A 21,069-nucleotide genomic window follows, 5' to 3' on the forward strand; every position below is an offset into this window, starting at 1 on the left:
GCCGCCGGCGAGGCGACCGACCCGTCCACGCACGTGGTGAAGGTCTACTACGTTGCCGAGCCTGTTGCCCCCGCCGACGTTACTCCCGTGTCGCCTCAGACGCCCACGCCCGTTCCTACTGACGCCGCGGTTCCTGCGACTACTGCAGGCGTTCCTGCGCCGACGCCAGTGATTCCTACTGCGGCTATTCCTGACGACGATACGCCTACGGCTCAGCCTGAGGAGATTTCGGATGACGAAACTCCTCTTGCCGGTATGCATGTGGACTGCTGGGTCCACTGGTGGATTATCCTCGGAATAATTGTCAACACAATCTACGCCATCTGCGTGGTGATCCGTCGCAAAAAGTACACGGACGAGCTGCGCCGGCGTGAGCGCAAGGTTACAGGTGAATCTGATGGCAATGAGGTTGACTCCTCTTCTGCCGTGCTTCAGGGAGAGGGTGAGTAGCAATGAAGAAGAGTAATTGGATTCTTCTTACGGTCTTTCTAATCGCTTCCATTTTCCTTCTCTGGCTTTGGTACTACCTTGGCTTCAACCGGGTGGATAATCCGCTCGATCTCGTTTTGAGCATTATCTGGTGGGTCGTTATCGTCGTATCCTTTGTCGTTATCTCGCGTGCTGAAAAGAAGCGTCGTGAGGAGATTAGGACTATTTACGTTGGGTCTGACGCCATATTCAACGTGGAGCGTGGCCTCATCTCCGTAAGTGACCCCACCGTTCGTCTGGACGAGATGGAGCAGCTTCTTGATGGGCTTGAGTACGGTTTCCATAAGGAAGACTGGCCCGGCGAGGATGTGTTTGAGCCAGATTTCGTCGTCCGATCTGAGGATTTCGACGAGAATGGCGCGCCTGGCGGAGGCGACTCCGAGGACAGGGAGCCCAAGTGGAAGGGGACGGTTACGAGAATCGACCATGTTAACGGCAACACAAAGGTTGATTTTGACGGAGTTGCTCAGCTTGCTGGTGCGCTTTCTTAGTAAGACGGCAGCTACGGAAGCATAATGGGGACGGACGCATCGCGTCCGTCCTTTTTGTTGGCGCGCACTGTTGGGGGAAGAAAGCGAATGCCAAGTCGTGGCGCGAGACGCAACGGGGCCAGAAAACCGCTCGTGGGCGAAAGCCATGCCGAGTTCAGATCGTGCGACTGCAAAAAGCGCTACGCGAGCGCCGTAGAAGCCAAGAAGGCGGCGAAACGCGGCGCGCGGAGGAAAGATGCCCCGCAGCTCTTTGTGTACCACTGTGGTTATTGCGGTGGCTGGCACCTGACTCACCGAAAGCCTAACCGCTAGAACCAGCGTCTAACGCTTTTGAGAGACCGCATCGGTCGTATTAATTAGAATATTGATGCTCTGGCCTTTAAGTATGGATGTATGCTATTTGCAAAATTGCGCATTTCAACCTAAGCTGAACGAACGGATTCTTCGGCACAGAATTCAGATTATAGTTATAGCTGAGCTGAGAACACATAAGCTAACTGTTGTTCTATCATGCTGTTCGCTAAATCATGCCAAATGTACTCATGACTATGCTCATAAATCGAACAAGTCGTTAATACCGCAAATGCATTTTTGATGGCACAATATGTGCCAATTTTAACCGTTCGCATAATTTGGGCCTGACGCGCTATGTGGAACGTCTATATTTCTGAATTGTTTCGAGCAGCGTTTTGGGGACCGTGCCCGATGGGGTGCGGTCCTTGTTTGTCTTAAGAAGTGGAGGACGTTTGTATGGAGGCTATCGACCGCCTGCTTAAGTATGTAGTGGTTAAGACGCCGAGCAACGAGTACAACGATTCCGCCTGTCCCAGCTCAAGTGAGCAGTTCGATTTCGCCAACCTGCTTGCCGAAGAGCTGAAGGGTCTCGGTATCGAGGACGTTACGGTGAACGAGAGGTGCTTCGTCTACGCAAAGATTCCTGCAACACCTGGCTACGAGGGAAAGAAGAGGCTCGGGCTGATCGCGCACATGGATACCGTCTCTCAGTTCTGCGACGGACCCATCACGCCGGTGCTCCACGAGAACTTTGATGGTTGCGATCTTCTCCTGGGCGACAGCGGACGGACCTTGACCGTGAAGGACTTCCCGCGCCTTGCTGAGCTGAAGGGTCGTACCCTGCTGACCTCGGACGGAACCACTATTCTGGGCGTCGACGACAAGGCGGGCATTGCCGAGATTATGACCGCTCTCGAGCGCATCCTCTCTGGCAACGTTTCCCACGGCGCGCTTCGCATCGCGTTCACTCCTGACGAGGAGATCGGAACTGGAGCTGGCAACTTTGACGTCGAGTTCTTTGATGCCGACGTCGCCTACACCATGGACGGTGATGCCGAGGGCGAGATTCAGTACCAAAACTTCAACGCCTGCGAGGCTGACTTCGAGGTGAAGGGCGTCAGCGTCCACCCCGGCTCCGCAAAGGACATCATGGTCAACGCCATGCAGGTGTGCTGCGACATCAACAACATGCTCCCGACCCTCGAGGCTCCGCGCTACACCGAGGGGTACGAGGGCTTCTACCACCTTCTTGAGATTCATGGCGACGAGTGTGCCGGCGGCATGTCCTACATCGTTCGCGACTTCGATGCCGCCTCATTCGAATGCCGCAAGCAGACGCTCCGCCACATCGCAAAGGTCCTGAACGAGAAGTGGGGCGAGGGCACCGTGTCACTTGTTATCAAGGACGAGTACCAGAACATGGAAAACGTCATTGAGGACCACATGTTCACGATCGACAACGCCAAGAAGGCGTGCGAGCGTGCAGGTATTGCCCCCAAGGTGACGCCCATCCGCGGAGGTACCGATGGCTGCCAGCTCTCATTCCGCGGTCTGCCTTGCCCAAACCTGGGTACCGGCGGAGATGGCTACCACGGCCCCCTCGAGCACGCGACGGTCGAGGGAATCGATATTGCGACCAAGGCTCTCATTGAGCTGGTCAAGGTCTACGCAGAGGCCTAGGGAGAAGTACTTCTCGTCTAGTTGAAAGTCATCATTCGAAAGGATTGCATCGTGACAGAAGACATCGCAGTCGAGCAGGCAGCCGCGGAAGAGCCGAAGAAGCACAGGCTTCACTTTCCGACCGCTATCACCGTTCTGTTCATCGTCATGCTGTTTGCCGCGGCGCTGACGTATATCGTCCCCGCAGGCAAGTATTCCAAGCTGACATATGACGCCGATCAGGACTCGTTCGTCATCACCAAGCCCGATGACTCCACGGAGCTGATGCCTCCGACCCAGCAGACCCTTGACTCGCTGGGCGTCTCGGGCAGCCTGGACAGCTTCCTGGATGGCTCGATCTCCAAGCCCATCGCCATCCCCGGAACGTACGAGCGCGTCGATCAGGCCCCGCAGGGAATAGTCGAGTTCCTGCTTGCCCCGATCCAGGGCGTGTATGACACCATCGACATCATTCTGTTCGTCTTCCTACTGGGTGGCTGCATCGGCGTCCTGAACTACATGGGTGCGCTCAACTCGGCCGTTGCGGCGCTCTCTAGGCTCACCAAGGGCAGGGAGTACCTGCTCATCATCATCCTGTCGCTCCTGATGGTCATCGGTGGCACAACCTTTGGCCTGGGCGAGGAGACGATCGCCCTCTACCCGATCCTGATGCCGGTCTTCATCGCTGCTGGTTATGACGCCATGACCTGCATCGCGGTCATCTTCGTGGGCGCGTCTGTCGGCACGATGTACTCCACCGTCAACCCGTTTGCCATCGGCGTCGCGACCAAGGCGGCGGGCATCGCCATGTCCGAGCAGATGAGCTGGCGCTTCATTGCTCTGATTGTGGGTGCCGTGATGGCCGTCGCCTACATCATGGTCTACGCGCACAAGGTTCGCCTGGATCCCTCCAAGTCCGTTTGCTATGACATGAAGGATAAGATCGAGGAGCGCTGGGGTCAGCAGGGCAACAGCATCGAGTTCACCACGCAGATGAAGGTCTCCCTTGCGGTGTTCGGCCTGTCCTTCGTCGTGCTCGTCTGGGGCATCGTCGCGCAGCAGTGGTGGTTTGACTACATGACCGCCGTCTTCCTGGCATGCTCCATCATTCTTGCCTTCACCTCCGGGCTCGAGGAAGAGGTCTTCTTCGACAAGTACATCGGCGGCTGCGGTGACCTCATGAGCGTCGCTCTGGTCGTCGGCGTCGCCCGTGCGGTGAACATCCTGCTCGAGAACGGCTTCATCTCCGACTCGATCCTGAACTTCTTCTCGGGTGCGGTCACCGGTATGAGCCCCATCCTGTTCATCATCGTCATGCTGCTGGTCTACGTCATTCTGGGCTTCTTCATCAACTCCTCCTCGGGCCTCGCCGTCCTCTCGGTGCCCATCATGGCTCCCCTCGGCGACGCGGTCGGCGTTTCTCGCGCCTCCGTCATTGCGGCCTACAACTATGGCCAGGGTCTGATTTCGTACGTCACGCCCACGGGTCTGATTCTTGCCTCGCTCGCAATGGTCGACGTGCCGTTCAGCCGCTGGATCAAGTTCATCAACCCGCTCCTTGTTGCGACCATCGCGCTTAACGCGCTGCTGCTGGTTGCGCAGGTGCTCGTCGGATAGCTCGCGCGAAGCTGTTTTCCAGCTGGCAATAGTGACTCCAGAGGGTTGTCGGATAGCTCCGATGACCCTCTTTTTTTGCAATATGCATATTGAATGGAGGCAACGGCACCGCTCGACTTTGTCCGAAATTGGATTATGCTTCTGCCATTCTAATTGTCCGAAATCAGACCAAATTCAGACCAAGGGCGAGTGGGACCGGAGGAGAAGATCATGTCATCCGTTCAAGAAGACGCACTGCCCACCGCGCGTGGAATCGACGTCATTTTTAAGGAGACAGAGCGCCTGTACAATCGGGTCGCACATGGCTGCAAGTTGTCGGATGGCGCGTTTTGGTCGCTGGTATCTATCGCCCTGAGGGATGGGCGCGCGCGACAAAGTGACATTGCTGACGAGTACTCGTTTTCGCGCCAGACCGTCAACTCTGCCGTCAAGTCTCTTGTGGGCAAGGGCTACGTCACCCTTGTGCCAGAGGAGGACGACCGTCGCAGCAAGCTAGTGTGCCTAACGGACGAGGGTGCCACGTTCTGCAAGAGGTTTGTGACTCCGGCCATCGAGGCGGAGATGCGCGCCTTCGACTCGCTTTCGGTTGAGGACCGCATCGCCTTTGCTCGCATTGCCCGCACGTACGCCGACGCCATCGACGCGGAGCTTTCTGCGCTTGGCCTGGACGATCAGAAGGGTGGCGACGCCTCGTGACGACAAAAGACGACTCCAGGCAATCTAAGGCAGGTACGACCTGCGACACGGACGTGGTCTCGGGTGAGTGCTCGCCTGCGGAGGGGGCTGTCGGGCGAGGGGCCTTTGCGCTTCTTGGCAGGCTTATGGCTCCCTACAGGCCGCTCGCGGTAGCGGCCCTCGTGACGCTTCTGCTCGATACCATCGGCACTCTCTACGTTCCGACGGAGCTCTCCGCCCTGCTCAACTCTGCCATTGGCGCGCAGGGCATGGGCCCGCTGTGGGACCATGCCCTGCGCATGCTCGTGGCTGCGGTGGTCGGCTCCGGGAGCTGCGTTGCCTCGTACTTCCTCGCTGCGCGCCTAGCGGCAGACGTCGGCCGTGACCTTCGCGTCTCGGTGTATCGCAAGTCGCTGGAGCTTTCCGCGTCGGATTTTGAGCGCTTCGGCACCGGCTCGATGATTACCCGCACGATGGGTGATGCGAACGTCGTGCAGCAGACCATCGTCATGTGCTTCGTGATGATTCTTCCGGTGCCGGTGATCGCCGTGACCTCGGTCGTGCTGGCGTGGGGCATCGATCCCGCCATGGGGCAAGTGCTCGTCGCGATCGCGGTCGCCATGACGGTGGTCTCCCTCGTGGCCATCAGGCGGTCGGCTCCCATCTTCCTGCACCTGCAGGAGTTTGTTGACCGCATGAACGTGCGGCTGCGCGAGACCATCACGGGAGTTCGCGTCATCCGCGCGTTCGGTCGCGAGAGGCGGGAGCGAAGACATCTGGACGAGACCTTCGAAGCGTACGCCGAAAACGCGGTGCGCGTGAACCTGATCTTCTCGGTGGCGGACTGCACGACGTTCTTCCTGATGAACGTCGTGGAAGTGCTCTTCGTTTGGCTGGGCGCCGATCGCGTCGGCGTACATGCCATGCAGATAGGCTCGATCTCGGCGTTGGTCCAGTTTGCCATCATCCTGCTGTTCTTCATGATGATGGCCCAGTTCGCCATGCTCCAGGTCCCGCGTGCCCTGGCGTGCCTGACCCGTGCGACGGAACTCTTGGAGCTCGAGCCGAGCATCAAGGATTCCGTGCGAGAAGCGCCTACTCCTCCGGCGGAAGAGCTACTCGCCAATGAAAGAGAGTCTCCTGTCGCGGAGTTCGATCACGTCGACTTCCGCTTTGACGATGCGAGCGAGGACACCCTTCACGACCTGAGCTTTGCGGTTCGAAGGGGCGAGATCTGCGCCATCATCGGCAACACAGGCTCGGGCAAGTCGACGATCGCGAAGATGCTTCTGCGCTTTCACGACGTAACAGGTGGCGAGCTAAGGGTCGCTGGGCGCGACGTGCGCGACCGCAGTCTGGCGGACCTGCGGTCCCGCATGGCGTATGTGCCCCAGAGGGCCTGGCTCTTCTCGGGGACCATCGCCTCGAACCTGCGGATGGCCGCGCCTGATGCCACCGACGACGAGCTGTGGCACGCACTCGACACTGCCCAGGCGTCGTTTGTGCGCGAGCTGCCGCAGGGGCTCGAGGCCCGCGTGACGCAGGGGGGAACGAACTTCAGCGGCGGCCAGCGACAGCGTTTGGCCATCGCTCGCGCGCTTGCGCGAAAGGCCGACCTGTACGTGTTCGACGACTCGTTCTCGGCGCTTGACTACAAGACCGACGCCGCGTTGCGCCATGCGCTCTCGTCTGAGCTTGGCGCTTCGGCGCGCCTGATAATCGCGCAACGCGTCAGCACCATTCGTGATGCGGACCAGATTCTTGTCCTGAAAGATGGCAGGCAGGTGGGGCTGGGCGCCCATGACCAGCTGGTCGAAACCTGTCCAACGTACCAGGCGATTGTCGAGTCGCAGCAACGGGGAGGCGATCTGCGTGGATAGCGAAGAGGAGTACGGGATGCCGCACGACGCCCGCGCCGTCGTCCTGCGACTGTGGAAGGCAGCTGCCGGCGAGCGCTGGCGACTGGTCGTCGCGACGATCTTCGCCGTCCTGTATGTCGTGGCTACTCTGGCGACACCCATATATAGCGCGTATCTGATCGACTGCCTTTGGGCGCTCATCCAAGCTTCGTTCGAGCAGGGACGCACGTTTGCGGTGAGCTGGGAGAGCGGCGGCGCCCAGGTGTTGGGCCTCCTTGGCGTGTGGACCCTTGCATGGCTCTTCTACAGTGGACAGGCGCTGGTCATGTCGGGCTTCGCCGAGCGCCTTAACCTGAACCTTCGCAAGCAGGTCAGCCGGAAGATCAATCGCCTTCCGCTTGCGTACTTCGACGCGCGCCAGCCTGGCGAGACCATCAGCCGCGTAACCAATGACCTGGACAAGGTCTCGGAGGTCATGCAGCGTGGTCTTCTCCAGCTGCTCATCAGCACCTTCACGCTCGTTGGTGCCGTCATCATGATGACGACCTACGACCTGGCGCTGACGGGGCTGTTCGCTCTTGCGGCGGCTCTGTCGTTCCTGCTGACCAAGGTGGTCGCCGCCAAGACCTACGGGGCCTTCGACAGGCGTCAGGCGGTCATGGGCAGGCTTTCCGGCAAGGTGGAGGAGGCGTACACCGGACGCGCCGTCATTAAGGCCTTCGGCGACGAGGAGAAGAGCTTCCAATCCATTTGCGACGACGCCGAGGAGCTGGCACGGGCCGGCGCGTTTGCAGACTTCCTGGCAAGCGCCGTCGCACCCGTCATTCGCTTCCTAATGAGGCTGGTCCAGGTCGTCATCGCGCTGCTTGCGGGACGGCTCCTGCTCAACGGGACGCTCAGCGTCGGCCGGTTCCAGGCGGTCTTCCAGTACATCACCGAGGGCTCCGAGCCGCTGACGGAAGTGTCGGGGACCATCAACCTGCTACAGGGCGCCCTCGCCGGTGCCGAGCGCGTGTTCTCCCTGCTGGACCAGAACGAGGTCGAGCCCGACCCCAAGGAGCCCCTGGCGCTTCCCGAGCCGCTTCGCGGACGCGTGGCCTTCGAGCACGTGCGCTTTGGTTACAGGCCTGGTTGCCCCCTCATGAAGGATGTCAACTTGGTGGCCGAGCCCGGCCAGAAGGTGGCCATCGTGGGCGCGACCGGTGCGGGCAAGACGACTCTCATCAACCTGCTGATGCGCTTCTATGAGGTGGATGGCGGACACATCACGATAGACGGCGTCGACACGCGCTCGATCTCTCGCTCGGAGCTGCGTAGGAGCTTCGGCATGGTCCTGCAGGACTCCTGGCTGTTCGAGGGCACGATTGCCCAGAACATAGCCTATGGCAAGCTGGACGCCACGCGCGACGAGGTCGAGGCCGCCGCGCGTGCCGCGCACGTCGACTTCTTCGTGCGCACGCTGCCCCAGGGCTATGACACCGTGCTCACCAACGACACCGAGAGCGTGAGCCAGGGCCAGCGCCAGCTGCTGACCATAGCGCGCGCCATGCTCGCCGATCCGGCCATGCTCATCCTGGACGAGGCGACGTCGAGCGTCGACACGCGCACCGAGCAGTACATCACGCGCGCCATGGAGGCGATCATGGAGGATCGCACCAGCTTCGTGATCGCTCATCGCCTCTCGACGGTGGTCGACGCTGACCTGATTCTGGTGATGGACCACGGTGACATCATCGAGCAGGGCACGCATCTCGAGCTTCTGGCCAAGGGCGGGCGCTACGCGGAGCTCTACCAGAGCCAGTTTGCCTAGCGAGGCCGGGTGCCGCGCACTTCTTGCCTGCGCCGGTGCATATCAAAGCGTATCCATACGTCCGACCCATCTCGTGGCATGTGCTTGCGGGGCGGGTTGCTTGGGTACGCTGTCTGTACACGTACGCAAAACGCAGCAAAGGAGGCTCTCATGGACAGGAAGACGCGCACGTACCGCAAGGGCGCCGTCATCTATCGCGACCGCATGATTCCGCGCGGCACGTCGACCGAGCACCTTCTGGAAGAGGATGGACCTACCGACTGGCTGCACATGGATCCCTGGCGCGTCCTGCGCATCCAGTCGGAGTTCGTCGAGGGCTTCGACGCCCTTGCGGAGCTTGGCCCGGCCGTGGCGGTGTTCGGCTCGGCGCGCACGAAGCCCGAGGACCCCTACTACAAGGCAGCCGAGCGCATGGGTGCCCTGCTTGCGCAGAACGGCATCGCGACCATCACGGGAGGTGGCCCCGGCATCATGGAGGCGGCCAACCGTGGCGCCACGCTGAACAACGGCGTCTCCGTGGGCCTGGGCATCGAGCTTCCCCATGAGCAGGGGCTGAACGAGTGGGTGAACCTTGCCATGAACTTCAGGTACTTCTTCGTGCGCAAGACCATGTTTGTCAAGTACTCACAGGGCGCCATCGTCTGCCCGGGTGGCATGGGGACTCTGGACGAGCTCTTCGAGCTGCTGACGCTGCACCAGACGCACAAGGTCGACCGGACGCCAGTGGTCCTGTATGGCTCGGAGTACTGGTCTGGCCTCCAGGACTGGCTCCGCGACACCGTGCTGGCATCGGGCAACATCGACGACCTGTCGTTTGTGATGACAGACGACCCCGAGGAGGCAGTCAACATAGCGGCAAGCGAGATCTACGGCGCACCCCTGGAGTAGCCTTCGGGCACCTCTGTGGCCAAGAAGTGACCGCCTTCGCGGCCGAGGCAGCTTCTGCATTAGAGACGGTCCCGCCGGCGAGTCGCTGCCGGCGGGACCGTCTGTGCGTTCGGGTAGGTGCGGGGGGCTTGCCGCTGCGGGCGGCTGGAGCGTCTTACAGCGCGCAGGACCAGCGCACGTTCTCGTTGTCGAGCTGTGCGGGGTTGAAGCCACTTGAGACCAGGCGAAGGAGCTTGTTGTGCCCCTCTCGCACGACCTTCGCGGGTACGCCTGCCACGGTGGTGCAGCTGGGGACGTCGTGCACGACGACCGAGCCCGCTGCGACCTTGACGTCATCTCCCACGTTGATGTTGCCCAAGAGCGTTGCGCCTGCGCCCACCATCACGTTGTTGCCCAGCGTGGGGTGGCGCTTGCCGCCGTGCTTGCCGGTCATGCCCAGTGTCACGTTCTGGTAGATCAGACAATCGTCTCCGATGATGGCCGTGCCACCGATGACGACGCCGATGCCGTGATCGATCGTGAAGCGGCGCCCGATCTGCGCGCCGGGATGAATGTCTGCGCCCAGCTTGCGGCGCATGCGCTTGGCCAGCCACAGGGCGAGCTTGCGCATGCCGTGGGTCCAGAGCCAGTGGTGACGGCGATACGCCCAGACGATGCGGGTGCCCGTGGAGAAGAGAACGATATCGCTCTTGCTCTCCGCCGCGGGGTCGCGCTCGAATGCCGCTTGGGTGTCCTCGCGCATCAGTTGGAAGAGCGAGGGCTCCTTTACGCGGAGGTCGGCCGCGGCCTCTGCCCCGCCCTGGTCGCGCGCGGTGGTGTCAACGAGTGCCTTAGACATTAGAGCTCCATCGAGAGGTAGCGCTCTCCGGTGTCGGGGAGCACGGCGACAATGGTCTTCCCAGCGTTCTCGGGACGGTTGGCCAGCTCGATGGCCGCCGCCACGGCAGCTCCGGAGCTAATGCCCACAAGCAAGCCGGACTTGGAGGCGAGCTCCTTCTTGGTCGCGATGGCGTCTGCCGAGGCGATGGGGAGAATCTCGTCGACAACGCTGGCGTCAAAGGTCTTGGGCACGAAGCCTGCGCCAATGCCTTGGATCTTGTGGGCGCCGGAGGGCTTGCCGGCGAGCACCTGGGACTCGGCGGGCTCAACCGCCACTGCCTCGATGGCGGGGTTCTTCTCCTTGAGGAACTTGCCGGAGCCAGAGATCGTTCCGCCGGTGCCCACGCCTGCGACGATGATGTCGACGGTGCCCTCGGTGTCACGCCAGATCTCGGGGCCGGTGGTCTCGTAGTGGGCGCGCGGGTTGGCGGGATTGACGAACTGGCCGGCGACGATGGATCCGGGGGTGTTGGCGCGAAGCTCGTCGGCCTTGGCGACGGCGCCCCTCATGCCCTCGGTGCCGGGGGTCAGGACGATCTCTGCGCCGTACGAAGCCGCGAGCTTGCGGCGCTCGATGGACATGGTCTCTGGCATGACCAAGATCATGCGGTAGCCACGCTCGGCTGCCAGCATGGCCAGGCCAACGCCGGTGTTGCCGCTGGTGGGCTCGATTACCGTGCCGCCCGGCTTGAGGCTGCCGTCGGCCTCGGCGGCGTCGAGCATGGCTCGGGCCACGCGGTCCTTGATGGAGCCGCCGGGGTTGGTCGCCTCGTACTTTCCAAGGATGGTTGCTTTGCCGCTGGCGAGGTCGGAAAGGTCCACCAGGGGGGTGGAGCCAATGAGGGCCTCGGTCTTGCCTGCTACGAACATACGTCCTCCTTATGACTGCCCCAAGCGGGGCATTTTTCTGGAGACGAGGTACGTTGGCGGGCCTGGCGCCATCGGGGGCGCCGTCCGGCGGGCCTTCCTAACTCGTCATAGGCACAAGGATGGCACGATAAAACCTAGCTAGCAAGTGGGAATAAACAATCGGAAACAAAACCCACCTCGGCGGTGGGAATAAAAGGGCACGACGGCCGTGACGTGGGCCGCCGGACGCGCGGCGCTCGCTACTTGATCACGTACGCCTTGGCCAAGGGCAGCCTTGCGTTCGAGGCGACCAGGACGTTGTCGCCGACGATCGTGGGGTCGTCCCCGTCCTCGGGAATCAGGTACACGTGCTCGAAGGCATCCTTGCACGCATCGAGCGAGTCGCGCAAAATCTTCGTCTTCTTGGCGGAGCCCTCCAGGGGGCTGATGACGTTTGCCAGGTACACGCCAGTGGGGGAGAGGTGCTCGAGCACCGCCTGCGCACCCTCCTGCGTGGCCAAGGGGCCCAGCGGCTTGCGTCCACCGAAGGCGTCGTTCACGATGATGTCGAAGCGCTCGTCGGCATTGCCCAGGAACGCCCAGCCGTCGTCGCACACCAGGCGCAGGCGGCCGCCGCGCTCGGCATCGAAGTCGCGAATGAGCTCGTCTAGGTAGAAGTGCTCGCGCGCGATCTTGGTGACGACCTCGTCAATCTCGACCACGGTCACGTCTACGTCGTCATTGTCGCTTACGAGCCACTTGGGAAACGAGTATCCGCCGCCACCGATGACGAGCGCCTTGCGTCGGGTGTCACGGCCTTCGGCCGAGGCGGCATGCACTTCTCCCTGCATTTGCACGACTTGCGAGAAGTAGAGGTGGTAGACGCAGACCAGGCGGTAGCGCAGCTCGTGTGCCACGTAGCAGATGGACTGGAACTTGCCACCAACGTTTAGCAGGCGAACTTCGGTCCCCTCGTCGTCGTTCGAGTCGAATACCAGGGCGGGGCCAAACTTGGTCCTCGGGTACAGGAAGACCCCTCGGCTCCTGAGAATCCGTGGCAGTAGCAGGATGAACACGTCCAGCGCGCAGATGACGCTAGCCAGAACAATCAGGGGGAGTGGCATAGTGTTTCCTTTTGCGGGCCAAATGGTGCATGGCGCGAGTAGAGATTGTGAGTTCTTGCACGTCTCGGCTATACTAACCGTTGCGTTATCGCTCATCATAGGGCGTTACCATCTCAACAGAACTCTTGTTTAGCACCGCTTGTTTGGAGGCATCGCATGATTCTTGGTCTTGGCGTTCCCGAGATTCTTATCATCCTCGTCATCGTTCTGGTTATCTTCGGGCCCAAGAACCTCCCGAAGCTCGGCAAGTCCCTTGGCCAGACGGTCAAGAACGTTCGCGAGGGTATGGACGAGGGCGAGGAGCCCAAGGTCGAGGCCAGTGAGGATGCCGAGGACACTGACGAGGCCGAGGACGTCGAGGCCGTCGAGTCTGACGCGGTCTTCTGCACCAAGTGCGGCGCCAAGAACGCCAAGGGTGCCGCCTTCTGCTCCGCTTGCGGCGCGAAGCTCGGCGAGTAGTCGCCAGTCACCAGAAGTCACCAAGTAGAAAGTACGCATATGGCAGCCAAGGAAATCATCCTTACCCCCGAGGGACGTCAGAAGCTCGTTGACGAGCTCGCCTATCGCGAGGGCGAGAAGCACGACGAGATCGTCGAGCGCATCAAGGAGGCTCGCGGCTTCGGCGACCTCTCCGAGAACGCCGAGTACGACGCCGCGAAGGAGGAGCAGTCCCAGAACGAGTCTCGCGTGAACGAGATCCGTCATATCCTCGCGACCGCCAAGGTCATCGAGCACGACGACGATGCCCAGATCTCCGTCTCCATCGGCACCACCGTCGAGATCGAGGATGCCAAGGGCGTCTCCAAGGTGACCATCGTCGGCACCACCGAGACTGACTCGATTAACCACCGCATCTCCAACGAGTCGCCCCTGGGTGCTGCGCTCATCGGCCACGTCGCCGGCGACACCGTCTCCTACGAGACGCCGACCGGCAAGACGCGCGAGTTCACCATCAGGAACATCACGCGCTAGTCTCGCAACCATTCGCACGCGGCGGGTCCCGTTCAGGCGGGGCCCGTTTTTGTTTCGGCCGTGCGTGGCGACTAGTCGTTTCCGCTTGGGGTCACGGGTGCGCACATTCCGTGGTAACGCGCGGAATCCCGTCGCGAACGGCTACAGTACTATTGAATAAAACTAGCCAAGAGCATCATTGGACCAAACGTCTGGACCGACAGGCGCCCAGCCGCGAGAACAGGAGTTGGAATGGCCGACCAGAGCACAGCCCCCGAGACCAACATTAATGACGAGAGGGCAGTCCGCCGCGCCAAGCGCCAGGCCCTGATCGACGCTGGTATTAACCCGTACCCCATCAAGAGCGAGATTACCGCTCATGCCGCTGAGCTCGCAGAGAAGTACGCTGACCTTGAGGACGGCGGCGTGACCGAGGATGAGTACTCCCTCGCGGGTCGTATCCGAGCCTACCGCAAGCAGGGCAAGATTCGCTTCATCGTCCTGGAGGACGTCTCTGGCGAGATTCAGCTCTTCTGCCGTGCGAACACCCTGGGCGAGGGTGCCTGGGAGCTTCTGGGCCAGCTCGACCTGGGCGACATCATCCAGGCCAAGGGCACCGTCATTCGCACCAAGCGTGGCGAGCTCTCCATCTCGCCCACGCAGATCGTGCTGCTCTCCAAGTCCGTGCGTCCCCTGCCCGAGAAGTTCCACGGCCTGACCGACCGTGAGGTCCGCTACCGTCAGCGCTACGTCGACCTCATCATGAACCCCGACGTTCGTGACACCATGCGCAAGCGCAGCCGCATGGTCTCGCTGATCCGTCGCTACATGGAGGGCGACGGCTACATCGAGGTCGAGACCCCCATGATGCACGCGATTCTCGGCGGCGCCAACGCCAAGCCCTTCGTCACGCACTTCAACGCGCTCGATCGCGACTACTTCATGCGCATCGCAACCGAGCTCCCGCTCAAGCGCCTCATCGTCGGCGGCATGGAGCGCGTCTTCGAGATCGGCCGCATCTTCCGCAACGAGGGCATGGACCTCACGCACAATCCCGAGTTCACCTCGATGGAGGCCTACTGTGCCTACTCTGATCTGCAGGGCATGAAGGACCTGACCATGGGCCTTTTCAAGATCATCGCCCGTGAGGTCTGCGGCTGCGAGGAGGGCCACGAGGTCATCACGTACCAGGGCCAGCAGATCGACCTCTCCGGAACCTGGCGCTCTGCGACCGTCGCCGAGATTGCCTCCGAGGTCTGCGGAGAAGAGCTTTCCATCGACACTCCGATCGAGCACCTTCGCGAGGTCAACGCCGCCCACGGCATCGAGTGGCAGGAGAACTGGGGTGCCGGCAAGCTCCTGTTCGAGCTCTACGACGAGCTGGGCGAGGAAACCCTCATCAATCCGACCTTCGTGTGTGACTACCCCGAGGAGGTCAGCCCGCTTGCCAAGCGCAAGGACGATGACCCCCGCATTACCGACCGCTTCGAGCTCGTTATCGCCGGCCACGAGTACGCTAATGCGTTCTCTGAGCTCAACGATCCTGTCGACCAGGCCGGGCGCTTTGCCGAGCAGGTTGCTGCCAAGGGCTTCGGTGACGACGAGGCCATGGGCTACGACTACGACTACGTCCGCGCACTCGAGTACGGCATGCCGCCTGCGGGTGGCATCGGCTACGGCATCGACCGCATGGCCATGCTGTTCACCGACTCCGCGTCCATCCGCGATGTCCTCCTGTTCCCCCAGATGAAGCCCGAGGTCGTCACCAAGGCTGACATCCAGGCTCAGGTGGCTGGCGCGAAGACCGACAACGCCTCGGCAGATGTCGACACGCTCTACTCCGACTCCGAGACCGGCGCTTCCGCAGAGGTTGCCAAGATGGGCAAGCAGGAAGCTCCCAAGCTTGAGACCGGCCTCACGCGCGACCAGGCGTTCGAGCTGCTCAAGAAGTACAACGAGGATCCCTTCCATGTGAGCCACGGCGAGACCCTCGAGGGCCTCATGCGTCACTTCGCCGAGCAATACGATCCCGAGAACGTCGAGTTCTGGGGTCAGGTCGGCCTGCTCCACGACCTCGATTGGGAGAAGTGGCAGGATGATCAGACTCATACCGTCAAGACGGCTGAGCTGCTTGAGGGGGCTGGGGCCGACCCTCGCCTGGCCCACTCCATCCAGACGCACAACTACGACCTCAATGAGGAGCTTCCCGCTCCCGAGCACAAGATGGAGAAGGTCCTCTACGCCTGCGACGAGCTCTCCGGCCTGATCCAGGCAGCCGCCCGCATGCGTCCTTCCGGCTCCGTCACCGACATGCCGCTCAAGTCCCTCAAGAAGAAGTTCAAGGACAAGCGCTTTGCTGCCGGCTGCGACCGTGACGTCATCCGCCACGGTGCCGAGCTCAACGAGATGGAGCTCGACGACATGATGGCCAGTGTGCTCGAGGCCATGAAGGCAATCGCGCCGGTTGGCGACATCTACGTCAAGGATCAGTCCGGGCAGAGCGCCGAGTAAGGGGCCTCGCTCCAAGAGGCGCACTCACAAACAGAAGCAGGCGAGAAGGGAACACGTCCTTCTCGCCTGCTTTTTGCGTATTGTGGGCTTTGCTTGCCGTTGCCTGGCGTCCGGATCGTCGTCTCCCGCATTGGCTAGTGGGTCGAAATGGAGTAGAACTCGTAGCCGCGGCAGTGGCGCGCGATCGAGTACTCGAAGGGAACGCCGTCATCCAGGAATCCCACCTGCTTGACCTCGAGCAGCGGCTGCGTCGGTTCGATGTCGAGCCACTCGACCTCGTCGGGGGTGGGGAGGACTGCCTTGATGATGCGGTGGGCGCTTCCGATCTTCAGGCCCAGCTCATCCTCGAGGTAGCCGTAGATGGTGCTTTCGACGTTGCGCTCGCGCAGGTCGGGAATGAGCTTGATCGGCATGTAGGTGTACTCGATTACGTGCGGGATGCCGTCAACCAGGCGTGTGCGGCATACGTGATAGGCAAACTCGTCACTCTCGACTCCCAGAAGAGATGCTATTTCGACCGTCGGGCGCACGACCGAAAAGTCATGCACCTCAGAGGTGACCTTGTGTCCCTTGTGGTCGGCGCAGAAGCCGGTCATCTGAGAAGACATGTCCCATCCGGTGGGCGACTTGGCCTCGGGGGTCGTGACGCGCTTGACGTACGTGCCCGAACCGCGGCGACGTGCCACGAGGCCCTGCTGGGACAGCTCGTCCATGGCCTTCTTGATGGTTATCTTGCTGACCCGGTACTGGTCACAGAGTTCCGGAGTCGTTGGCAGCTGGTCGTTGGGCGCGTAGGCACCAGAGGCAATCTTGTCTCGGATGTCGCTTGCAACTGACTCGTACTTGAGCATATCGCCTCACTTTCTATCATCCGTATCTTACCAATAACCCCGTTAGGGAACATTATCAATATCGCTTGGCGATTAAAAATAAATAGCCCTTGACTTCCCATAGCTAATGCGTAAAAGTACCAAACAACATAGAGACACAAAAGAAAAGACATGTCAAATAGTTCTCAATTATATGGACGTGTAAAAAGGCAGCGAGAGGAGAACGTGTTGCAGACGAGCAAGCTTCCCAAGGACTTCTTCTTTGGCGCCGCCATGTCTGGTCCCCAGACCGAGGGTGCGTGGCGTCGCTTTGGAAAGATTGACAGCCTTTGGGACACCTGGTCCAACGAGAAGATCGAGGACTTCTTTAACCGTGTGGGCTCCTATGCGGGTAACGATTTCACCAACCGGCACAACGAGGACTTCGCCCTTCTCAAGAGTCTGGGCCTTACCACGTGGCGCACGTCTATCCAGTGGTCCCGTCTGATGGACGAAGACGGTCTCCTGAACCCCGAGGGCGCCAAGTACTATCACGATCTCTTCGCCGATGCCCATGAGGCCGGTCTCGAGACCTTCGTGAATCTCTACCACTTTGACATGCCTACGTACCTCTTCCGCCGTGGCGGCTGGGAGAGCCGCGAGGTCATCGAGGCGTATGCCAACTTCGCGCGTACGGCCTTTGGTGAGTTCGGCCAGGAGATCAAATATTGGTTCACTTTCAACGAGCCTGTCGTCGAGCCCCAGAACCGCTACACCAACGGTGGCTGGTACCCCTTCCACCGCGACTTTGCCCAGGCCTGCCGCATCCAGTACGGCATCTCGCTTGCCCACTCCCTGGGCGTCGAGGCCTTCCGCGAGCTCAAGGCCGACGGAACGATTCGCTCCGATGCCAAGATTGGCCTCATCAACTGCTTTACCCCGCCTTACACCAAGGAGAATCCGAGCGAGGCCGACCTCGAGGCCGTGCGCATGACCGATGGCGTGGACAATCGCTGGTGGCTCGACCTCGTGACCAAGGGCTCTCTGCCCCAGGACGTTATCGACACCCTCTCTGCGCGTGGCATTGACCTTCCCGTCCGTCCGGGCGACGAGCAGATTCTCGCGCAGGGTGTCGTCGACTGGCTGGGATTCAACTACTATCACCCGGCTCGCGTCCAGGCACCCGAGAAGTCTGAGGACGAGTTCGGCAACCCGGTCTTTGCGCAGGAGTACGTGTGGCCCGACGCCGTCATGAACGAGTCTCGCGGCTGGGAGATCTATCCCAAGGGCATCTACGATTTCGCGATGACCATGAAGCACGACTACCCCGACCTCGAGTGGTATGTCTCCGAGAATGGCATTGGCATCGAGGGCGAGGATGCCTCCAAGGACGAGAACGGCACCATTCAGGACGACTATCGCATTGACTTCGTGGGCCAGCACCTGAAGTGGATCGCAAAGGCCATCGAGGATGGCGCAAAGTGCCGCGGGTACCACTACTGGGCCGTCATCGACAACTGGTCCTGGAACAACGCCTTTAAGAACAGGTATGGCTTCGTTGAGGTTGACCTCATGGATGGCTACAGCCGCCACCTCAAGAAGTCCGCCGAATGGCTCCGTCAGGTCGCCACTACTCACGAGGTCGCATAAGAGACTGCGACGTTTCGGTTGAAATCTGCCTTAGACGCTCGGGAAAGGAGTTATGTATGGCAGAAGAAAGTAAGGGACAGGCGTTTCTTGATAAGTTCGCCGAAGTCTCGGCCAGGATTGGCAACCAGATTCACCTAAGGACGCTCCGTGACGCGTTCGCAACGGTGATGCCCCTCTACATCCTTGCGGGTATTGCTGTGTTCGTCAGCCAGGTCCTCTTCCCCCTGTTCCTCTCCGGTGACTCGCTGAGCGCGGCGCAGGTCTGGGGCAGCGCAGTGACCCTGGGCACGCTCAACTTCGCGGCAGTTATCCTTGCTGGCGTGTTGGGCTACTGCTTCGCCGTGAACAAGCACTTCGAGAACGCCATCTCCTGTGTTGTCGTCGGCATCTCTGCATTCGTTATCATGATGCCCCAGACCATCGTCGCCACGCTGGGTAGCGCGGTCTATGCGACGAACGCCGCTGACAAGACTGCGGCTACGCTGAGCTATGCGGTCGACAGCTTCTCCGGCGCCCTTGGCATGGCCGACGGCTACGCCCTTTCCGGCGTCGATGTCACCGGCGCCTTCGCCACGAGCAACACTGGCGCCAACGGCCTCTTCGGTGCCATCATCATCGGCCTTCTTGCCGCCACGGTCTTTATCAAGCTTTCGGGCCTCGAGAAGCTGAAGGTCAACCTGGGCGAGGGCGTGCCTCCCGCGGTTGCCGACTCCTTCAACGTCATGATCCCGATGCTCCTGACCCTTTCGCTGTTTGCTCTCGTTGCTGCCGTGCTCGCCGGCTTTGGCACCGACCTGCTGACCCTGATCGCGACCGGCATCGCTGCTCCTCTCAAGGGCATCATGAACGCTGGCCCCTGGGCCGTCATCGTCATTTACACGCTCGCCAACCTTCTGTTCTGCCTTGGCATCCACCAGTCCACGATCTCCGGCGTCCTTGCTGAGCCCATTCTTACGATGCTCATCATCGACAACATGGCCACCTTCGCTGCTGGTCAGCCCATCCCCGCGGACCACTACATGAACATGCAGATCGTCAACTCCTTCGCACTGATCGGCGGTTCTGGCTGCACCTTTGCGCTTTTGCTCGACACCTTCCTGTTCTCCAGGAACAAGGGCTCCAAGGAGGTTGCGAAGCTTTCCATCCTGCCCGGCCTCTTCAACATCAACGAGCCGGTCATCTATGGCTACCCCATCGTCTTCAACCTGCCCCTCATGATTCCCTTCGTTCTCATCCCCGACCTGCTCATTGCAGCGACCTATGGTCTCACCTGCGCTGGCGTCATTGCCCCCTGCGTCGTCCAGGCTCCCTGGACCACCCCTCCCGTCATCAGCGCCCTTCTCGCCACTGGTGGCGACTGGCGTGCGGCCGTCTGGCAGGTCATCGAGATCGCCGGCGCCATGGCAATCTACCTGCCCTTCATGAAGGTCTCTGAGCGTGCCGTCCAGAAGCAGCTGGAGCTCGAGGCAAACGCTGCCTAGGCATTCGAGCCCCCATGTAGGCAAGAACACATGCCCCCTTGGCGGGTGGCCGGCCAAAAGGCCACCCGCTCCCCGTAGCTTCCCGCTACGATAAGAACTACGTATTCTCTCGTGAAAGGATTTCCTACCATGAACATCCTGCTCGCCTGCAACGCCGGTATGTCTACCAGCCTCCTCGTCCAGAAGATGCGCAAGGAGGCAGCGTCCCAGGGCGTCGAGGCGACCATCGAGGCCAAGCCGCTCAACAAAGCGCTCGAGGCCATTGGCGACTTCGATATTCTCATGCTTGGACCCCAGATTTCGTATGCCAAGAAGGATGCCGAGAGCTTCGCCGGCGACAAGCCCGTCATCGTCATTCCCATGGCAGACTACGGCCGCATGAACGCAAAGGGAATCATCGCAGAGGCCACCAAGGCGCTCGCCAACAAGTAAAACCCGGTAGGAGGATTAGTTTCATGGCAGAGAACGGCATTCAGAACTCTGGTGACGACATGGGTCCGATGGAGGAGGCCTGCTTCCAGATCATCGCGTCTGTTGGCGCGGCGAAGTCGATGTTCATCGAGGCCATCGGCCTTGCCAAGGAGGGCAAGTTCGACGAGGCCCGCAAAAAGGTGGACGAGGGCAACGACATCTTCGTCGAGGGCCATGGCGTGCACCTCGGGCTTCTCCAGCAGGACGCAGCTGGCGTGGGAAGCACGAACGTGTCGCTCTTGCTTGTCCATTCGGAAGACCAGCTCATGCAGGCGGAGAGCTTCCGAATTCTCGCGAACGAGTTCATCGACCTTTACGAGAGGGTCGCAAAGTAACGACGCCGCATTGTGCTGCGTGCGTTAATGCCAGGCCTGACGCGCCCCGGAGCAATCCGGGGCGCTTTTTTGTGCGTCGGCATGTGCAGTAAATATGTGAGTGGGGTTCAGTTAGATTTCCTCAGTATCCTAGGAAATCCCATGCGCCGCTTGGGTATACATGCAAGAGCAAACCATTGGTGCGCCCCGCCCCCGTGTTGGGCACCACGATCAGGAATGGAGGCGTC

Annotated in this window: 20 protein-coding genes; 15 read left to right on the forward strand and 5 right to left on the reverse strand. The window is 60.9% G+C overall.

The genetic code is table 11. The annotated features are described in order from the left end of the window. The 8 genes from B5D13_RS08715 to B5D13_RS05955 form a co-directional block, all read left to right on the forward strand. On the forward strand, positions 1-450 hold a 450-nt coding region (locus B5D13_RS08715), incomplete at its 5' end, for a hypothetical protein (protein ID WP_200802616.1). Positions 451-452: 2 nt separating this feature from the next. Continuing rightward, positions 453-980: a hypothetical protein gene (locus tag B5D13_RS05925; RefSeq protein WP_078687411.1), complete on the forward strand. Its 528-nt coding sequence runs from the start codon at positions 453-455 to the stop codon at positions 978-980. 750 nt (positions 981-1,730) lie between these two features. Then, positions 1,731-2,954 carry a peptidase T gene (gene pepT / locus B5D13_RS05930; RefSeq protein ID WP_078687412.1) on the forward strand — a complete coding sequence of 408 codons (1,224 nt, stop codon included), beginning with the start codon at positions 1,731-1,733 and terminating at the stop codon, positions 2,952-2,954. Positions 2,955-3,005: 51 nt separating this feature from the next. Further along, positions 3,006-4,550: a YfcC family protein gene (locus B5D13_RS05935; RefSeq protein ID WP_234970734.1), complete on the forward strand. Its 1,545-nt coding sequence runs from the start codon at positions 3,006-3,008 to the stop codon at positions 4,548-4,550. A 210-nt stretch (positions 4,551-4,760) separates the two neighbouring features. Then, positions 4,761-5,246: a MarR family winged helix-turn-helix transcriptional regulator gene (locus B5D13_RS05940; RefSeq protein WP_078687413.1), complete on the forward strand. Its 486-nt coding sequence runs from the start codon at positions 4,761-4,763 to the stop codon at positions 5,244-5,246. Further along, positions 5,243-7,105 carry an ABC transporter ATP-binding protein gene (locus B5D13_RS05945; protein ID WP_306806901.1) on the forward strand — a complete coding sequence of 621 codons (1,863 nt, stop codon included), beginning with the start codon at positions 5,243-5,245 and terminating at the stop codon, positions 7,103-7,105. The genes B5D13_RS05940 and B5D13_RS05945 overlap by 4 nt, the downstream gene beginning before the upstream one ends. Beyond that, positions 7,098-8,894: an ABC transporter ATP-binding protein gene (locus B5D13_RS05950; RefSeq protein ID WP_234970736.1), complete on the forward strand. Its 1,797-nt coding sequence runs from the start codon at positions 7,098-7,100 to the stop codon at positions 8,892-8,894. Before B5D13_RS05945 ends, B5D13_RS05950 begins: the two co-directional genes overlap by 8 nt. A gap of 150 nt (positions 8,895-9,044) precedes the next feature. Beyond that, the gene (locus B5D13_RS05955; protein WP_200802617.1) at positions 9,045-9,782 is read left to right on the forward strand and encodes an LOG family protein; all 738 of its coding nucleotides are present in this window, start codon (positions 9,045-9,047) and stop codon (positions 9,780-9,782) included. Between the two features lie 154 nt (positions 9,783-9,936). Here B5D13_RS05955 and cysE read toward each other — a convergent pair whose 3' ends face one another. From cysE to B5D13_RS08900, 4 genes are all read right to left on the reverse strand, one after another. Then, positions 9,937-10,620, reverse strand: coding sequence for a serine O-acetyltransferase (gene cysE, locus B5D13_RS05960; RefSeq protein WP_078687416.1), 684 nt, complete (start codon positions 10,618-10,620; stop codon positions 9,937-9,939). Further along, positions 10,620-11,531, reverse strand: a complete 912-nt coding sequence (gene cysK / locus B5D13_RS05965) for a cysteine synthase A (protein WP_078687417.1) — start codon at positions 11,529-11,531, stop codon at positions 10,620-10,622. Before cysK ends, cysE begins: the two co-directional genes overlap by 1 nt. A 239-nt stretch (positions 11,532-11,770) precedes the next feature. Beyond that, complete coding sequence (locus B5D13_RS05970) at positions 11,771-12,427, reverse strand: spermidine synthase (protein ID WP_143327755.1); 657 nt, start codon at positions 12,425-12,427, stop codon at positions 11,771-11,773. A 32-nt stretch (positions 12,428-12,459) separates the two neighbouring features. Then, a complete protein-coding gene (locus B5D13_RS08900) occupies positions 12,460-12,618 on the reverse strand; it encodes a CxxxxCH/CxxCH domain-containing protein (protein WP_143327756.1) in 159 nt (52 codons plus the stop codon). A gap of 172 nt (positions 12,619-12,790) precedes the next feature. On the opposite strand from B5D13_RS08900, the gene tatA reads away from it, so the two are divergent. From tatA to lysS, 3 genes are all read left to right on the forward strand, one after another. Next, positions 12,791-13,093: a twin-arginine translocase TatA/TatE family subunit gene (gene tatA / locus B5D13_RS05975; protein ID WP_078687419.1), complete on the forward strand. Its 303-nt coding sequence runs from the start codon at positions 12,791-12,793 to the stop codon at positions 13,091-13,093. A gap of 39 nt (positions 13,094-13,132) precedes the next feature. Further along, positions 13,133-13,606, forward strand: a complete 474-nt coding sequence (greA, locus tag B5D13_RS05980) for a transcription elongation factor GreA (protein ID WP_078687420.1) — start codon at positions 13,133-13,135, stop codon at positions 13,604-13,606. Between the two features lie 231 nt (positions 13,607-13,837). Further along, positions 13,838-16,096: a lysine--tRNA ligase gene (gene lysS / locus B5D13_RS05985; protein ID WP_078687421.1), complete on the forward strand. Its 2,259-nt coding sequence runs from the start codon at positions 13,838-13,840 to the stop codon at positions 16,094-16,096. 134 nt (positions 16,097-16,230) lie between these two features. On the opposite strand, the gene B5D13_RS05990 is transcribed toward lysS, so the two are convergent. Further along, the gene (locus B5D13_RS05990) at positions 16,231-16,947 is read right to left on the reverse strand and encodes a GntR family transcriptional regulator (RefSeq protein ID WP_078687422.1); all 717 of its coding nucleotides are present in this window, start codon (positions 16,945-16,947) and stop codon (positions 16,231-16,233) included. Between the two features lie 204 nt (positions 16,948-17,151). Here B5D13_RS05990 and B5D13_RS05995 point away from each other — a divergent pair, with 204 nt between their 5' ends. The 4 genes from B5D13_RS05995 (at position 17,152) to B5D13_RS06010 (ending at position 20,842) form a co-directional block, all read left to right on the forward strand. Then, positions 17,152-18,555: a glycoside hydrolase family 1 protein gene (locus B5D13_RS05995; RefSeq protein ID WP_234970741.1), complete on the forward strand. Its 1,404-nt coding sequence runs from the start codon at positions 17,152-17,154 to the stop codon at positions 18,553-18,555. Between the two features lie 56 nt (positions 18,556-18,611). Beyond that, positions 18,612-20,036, forward strand: coding sequence for a PTS sugar transporter subunit IIC (locus B5D13_RS06000; protein ID WP_078687424.1), 1,425 nt, complete (start codon positions 18,612-18,614; stop codon positions 20,034-20,036). A 129-nt stretch (positions 20,037-20,165) separates the two neighbouring features. Further along, complete coding sequence (locus B5D13_RS06005) at positions 20,166-20,468, forward strand: PTS sugar transporter subunit IIB (RefSeq protein WP_078687425.1); 303 nt, start codon at positions 20,166-20,168, stop codon at positions 20,466-20,468. A gap of 23 nt (positions 20,469-20,491) precedes the next feature. Next, complete coding sequence (locus B5D13_RS06010; RefSeq protein WP_200802618.1) at positions 20,492-20,842, forward strand: PTS lactose/cellobiose transporter subunit IIA; 351 nt, start codon at positions 20,492-20,494, stop codon at positions 20,840-20,842. Positions 20,843-21,069 lie beyond the last annotated feature (227 nt).

Origin of the sequence: Olsenella sp. KH1P3, from assembly GCF_900167315.1 — a bacterium.
Taxonomy (GTDB): Bacteria; Actinomycetota; Coriobacteriia; order Coriobacteriales; family Atopobiaceae; genus Olsenella_J; species Olsenella_J umbonata_A.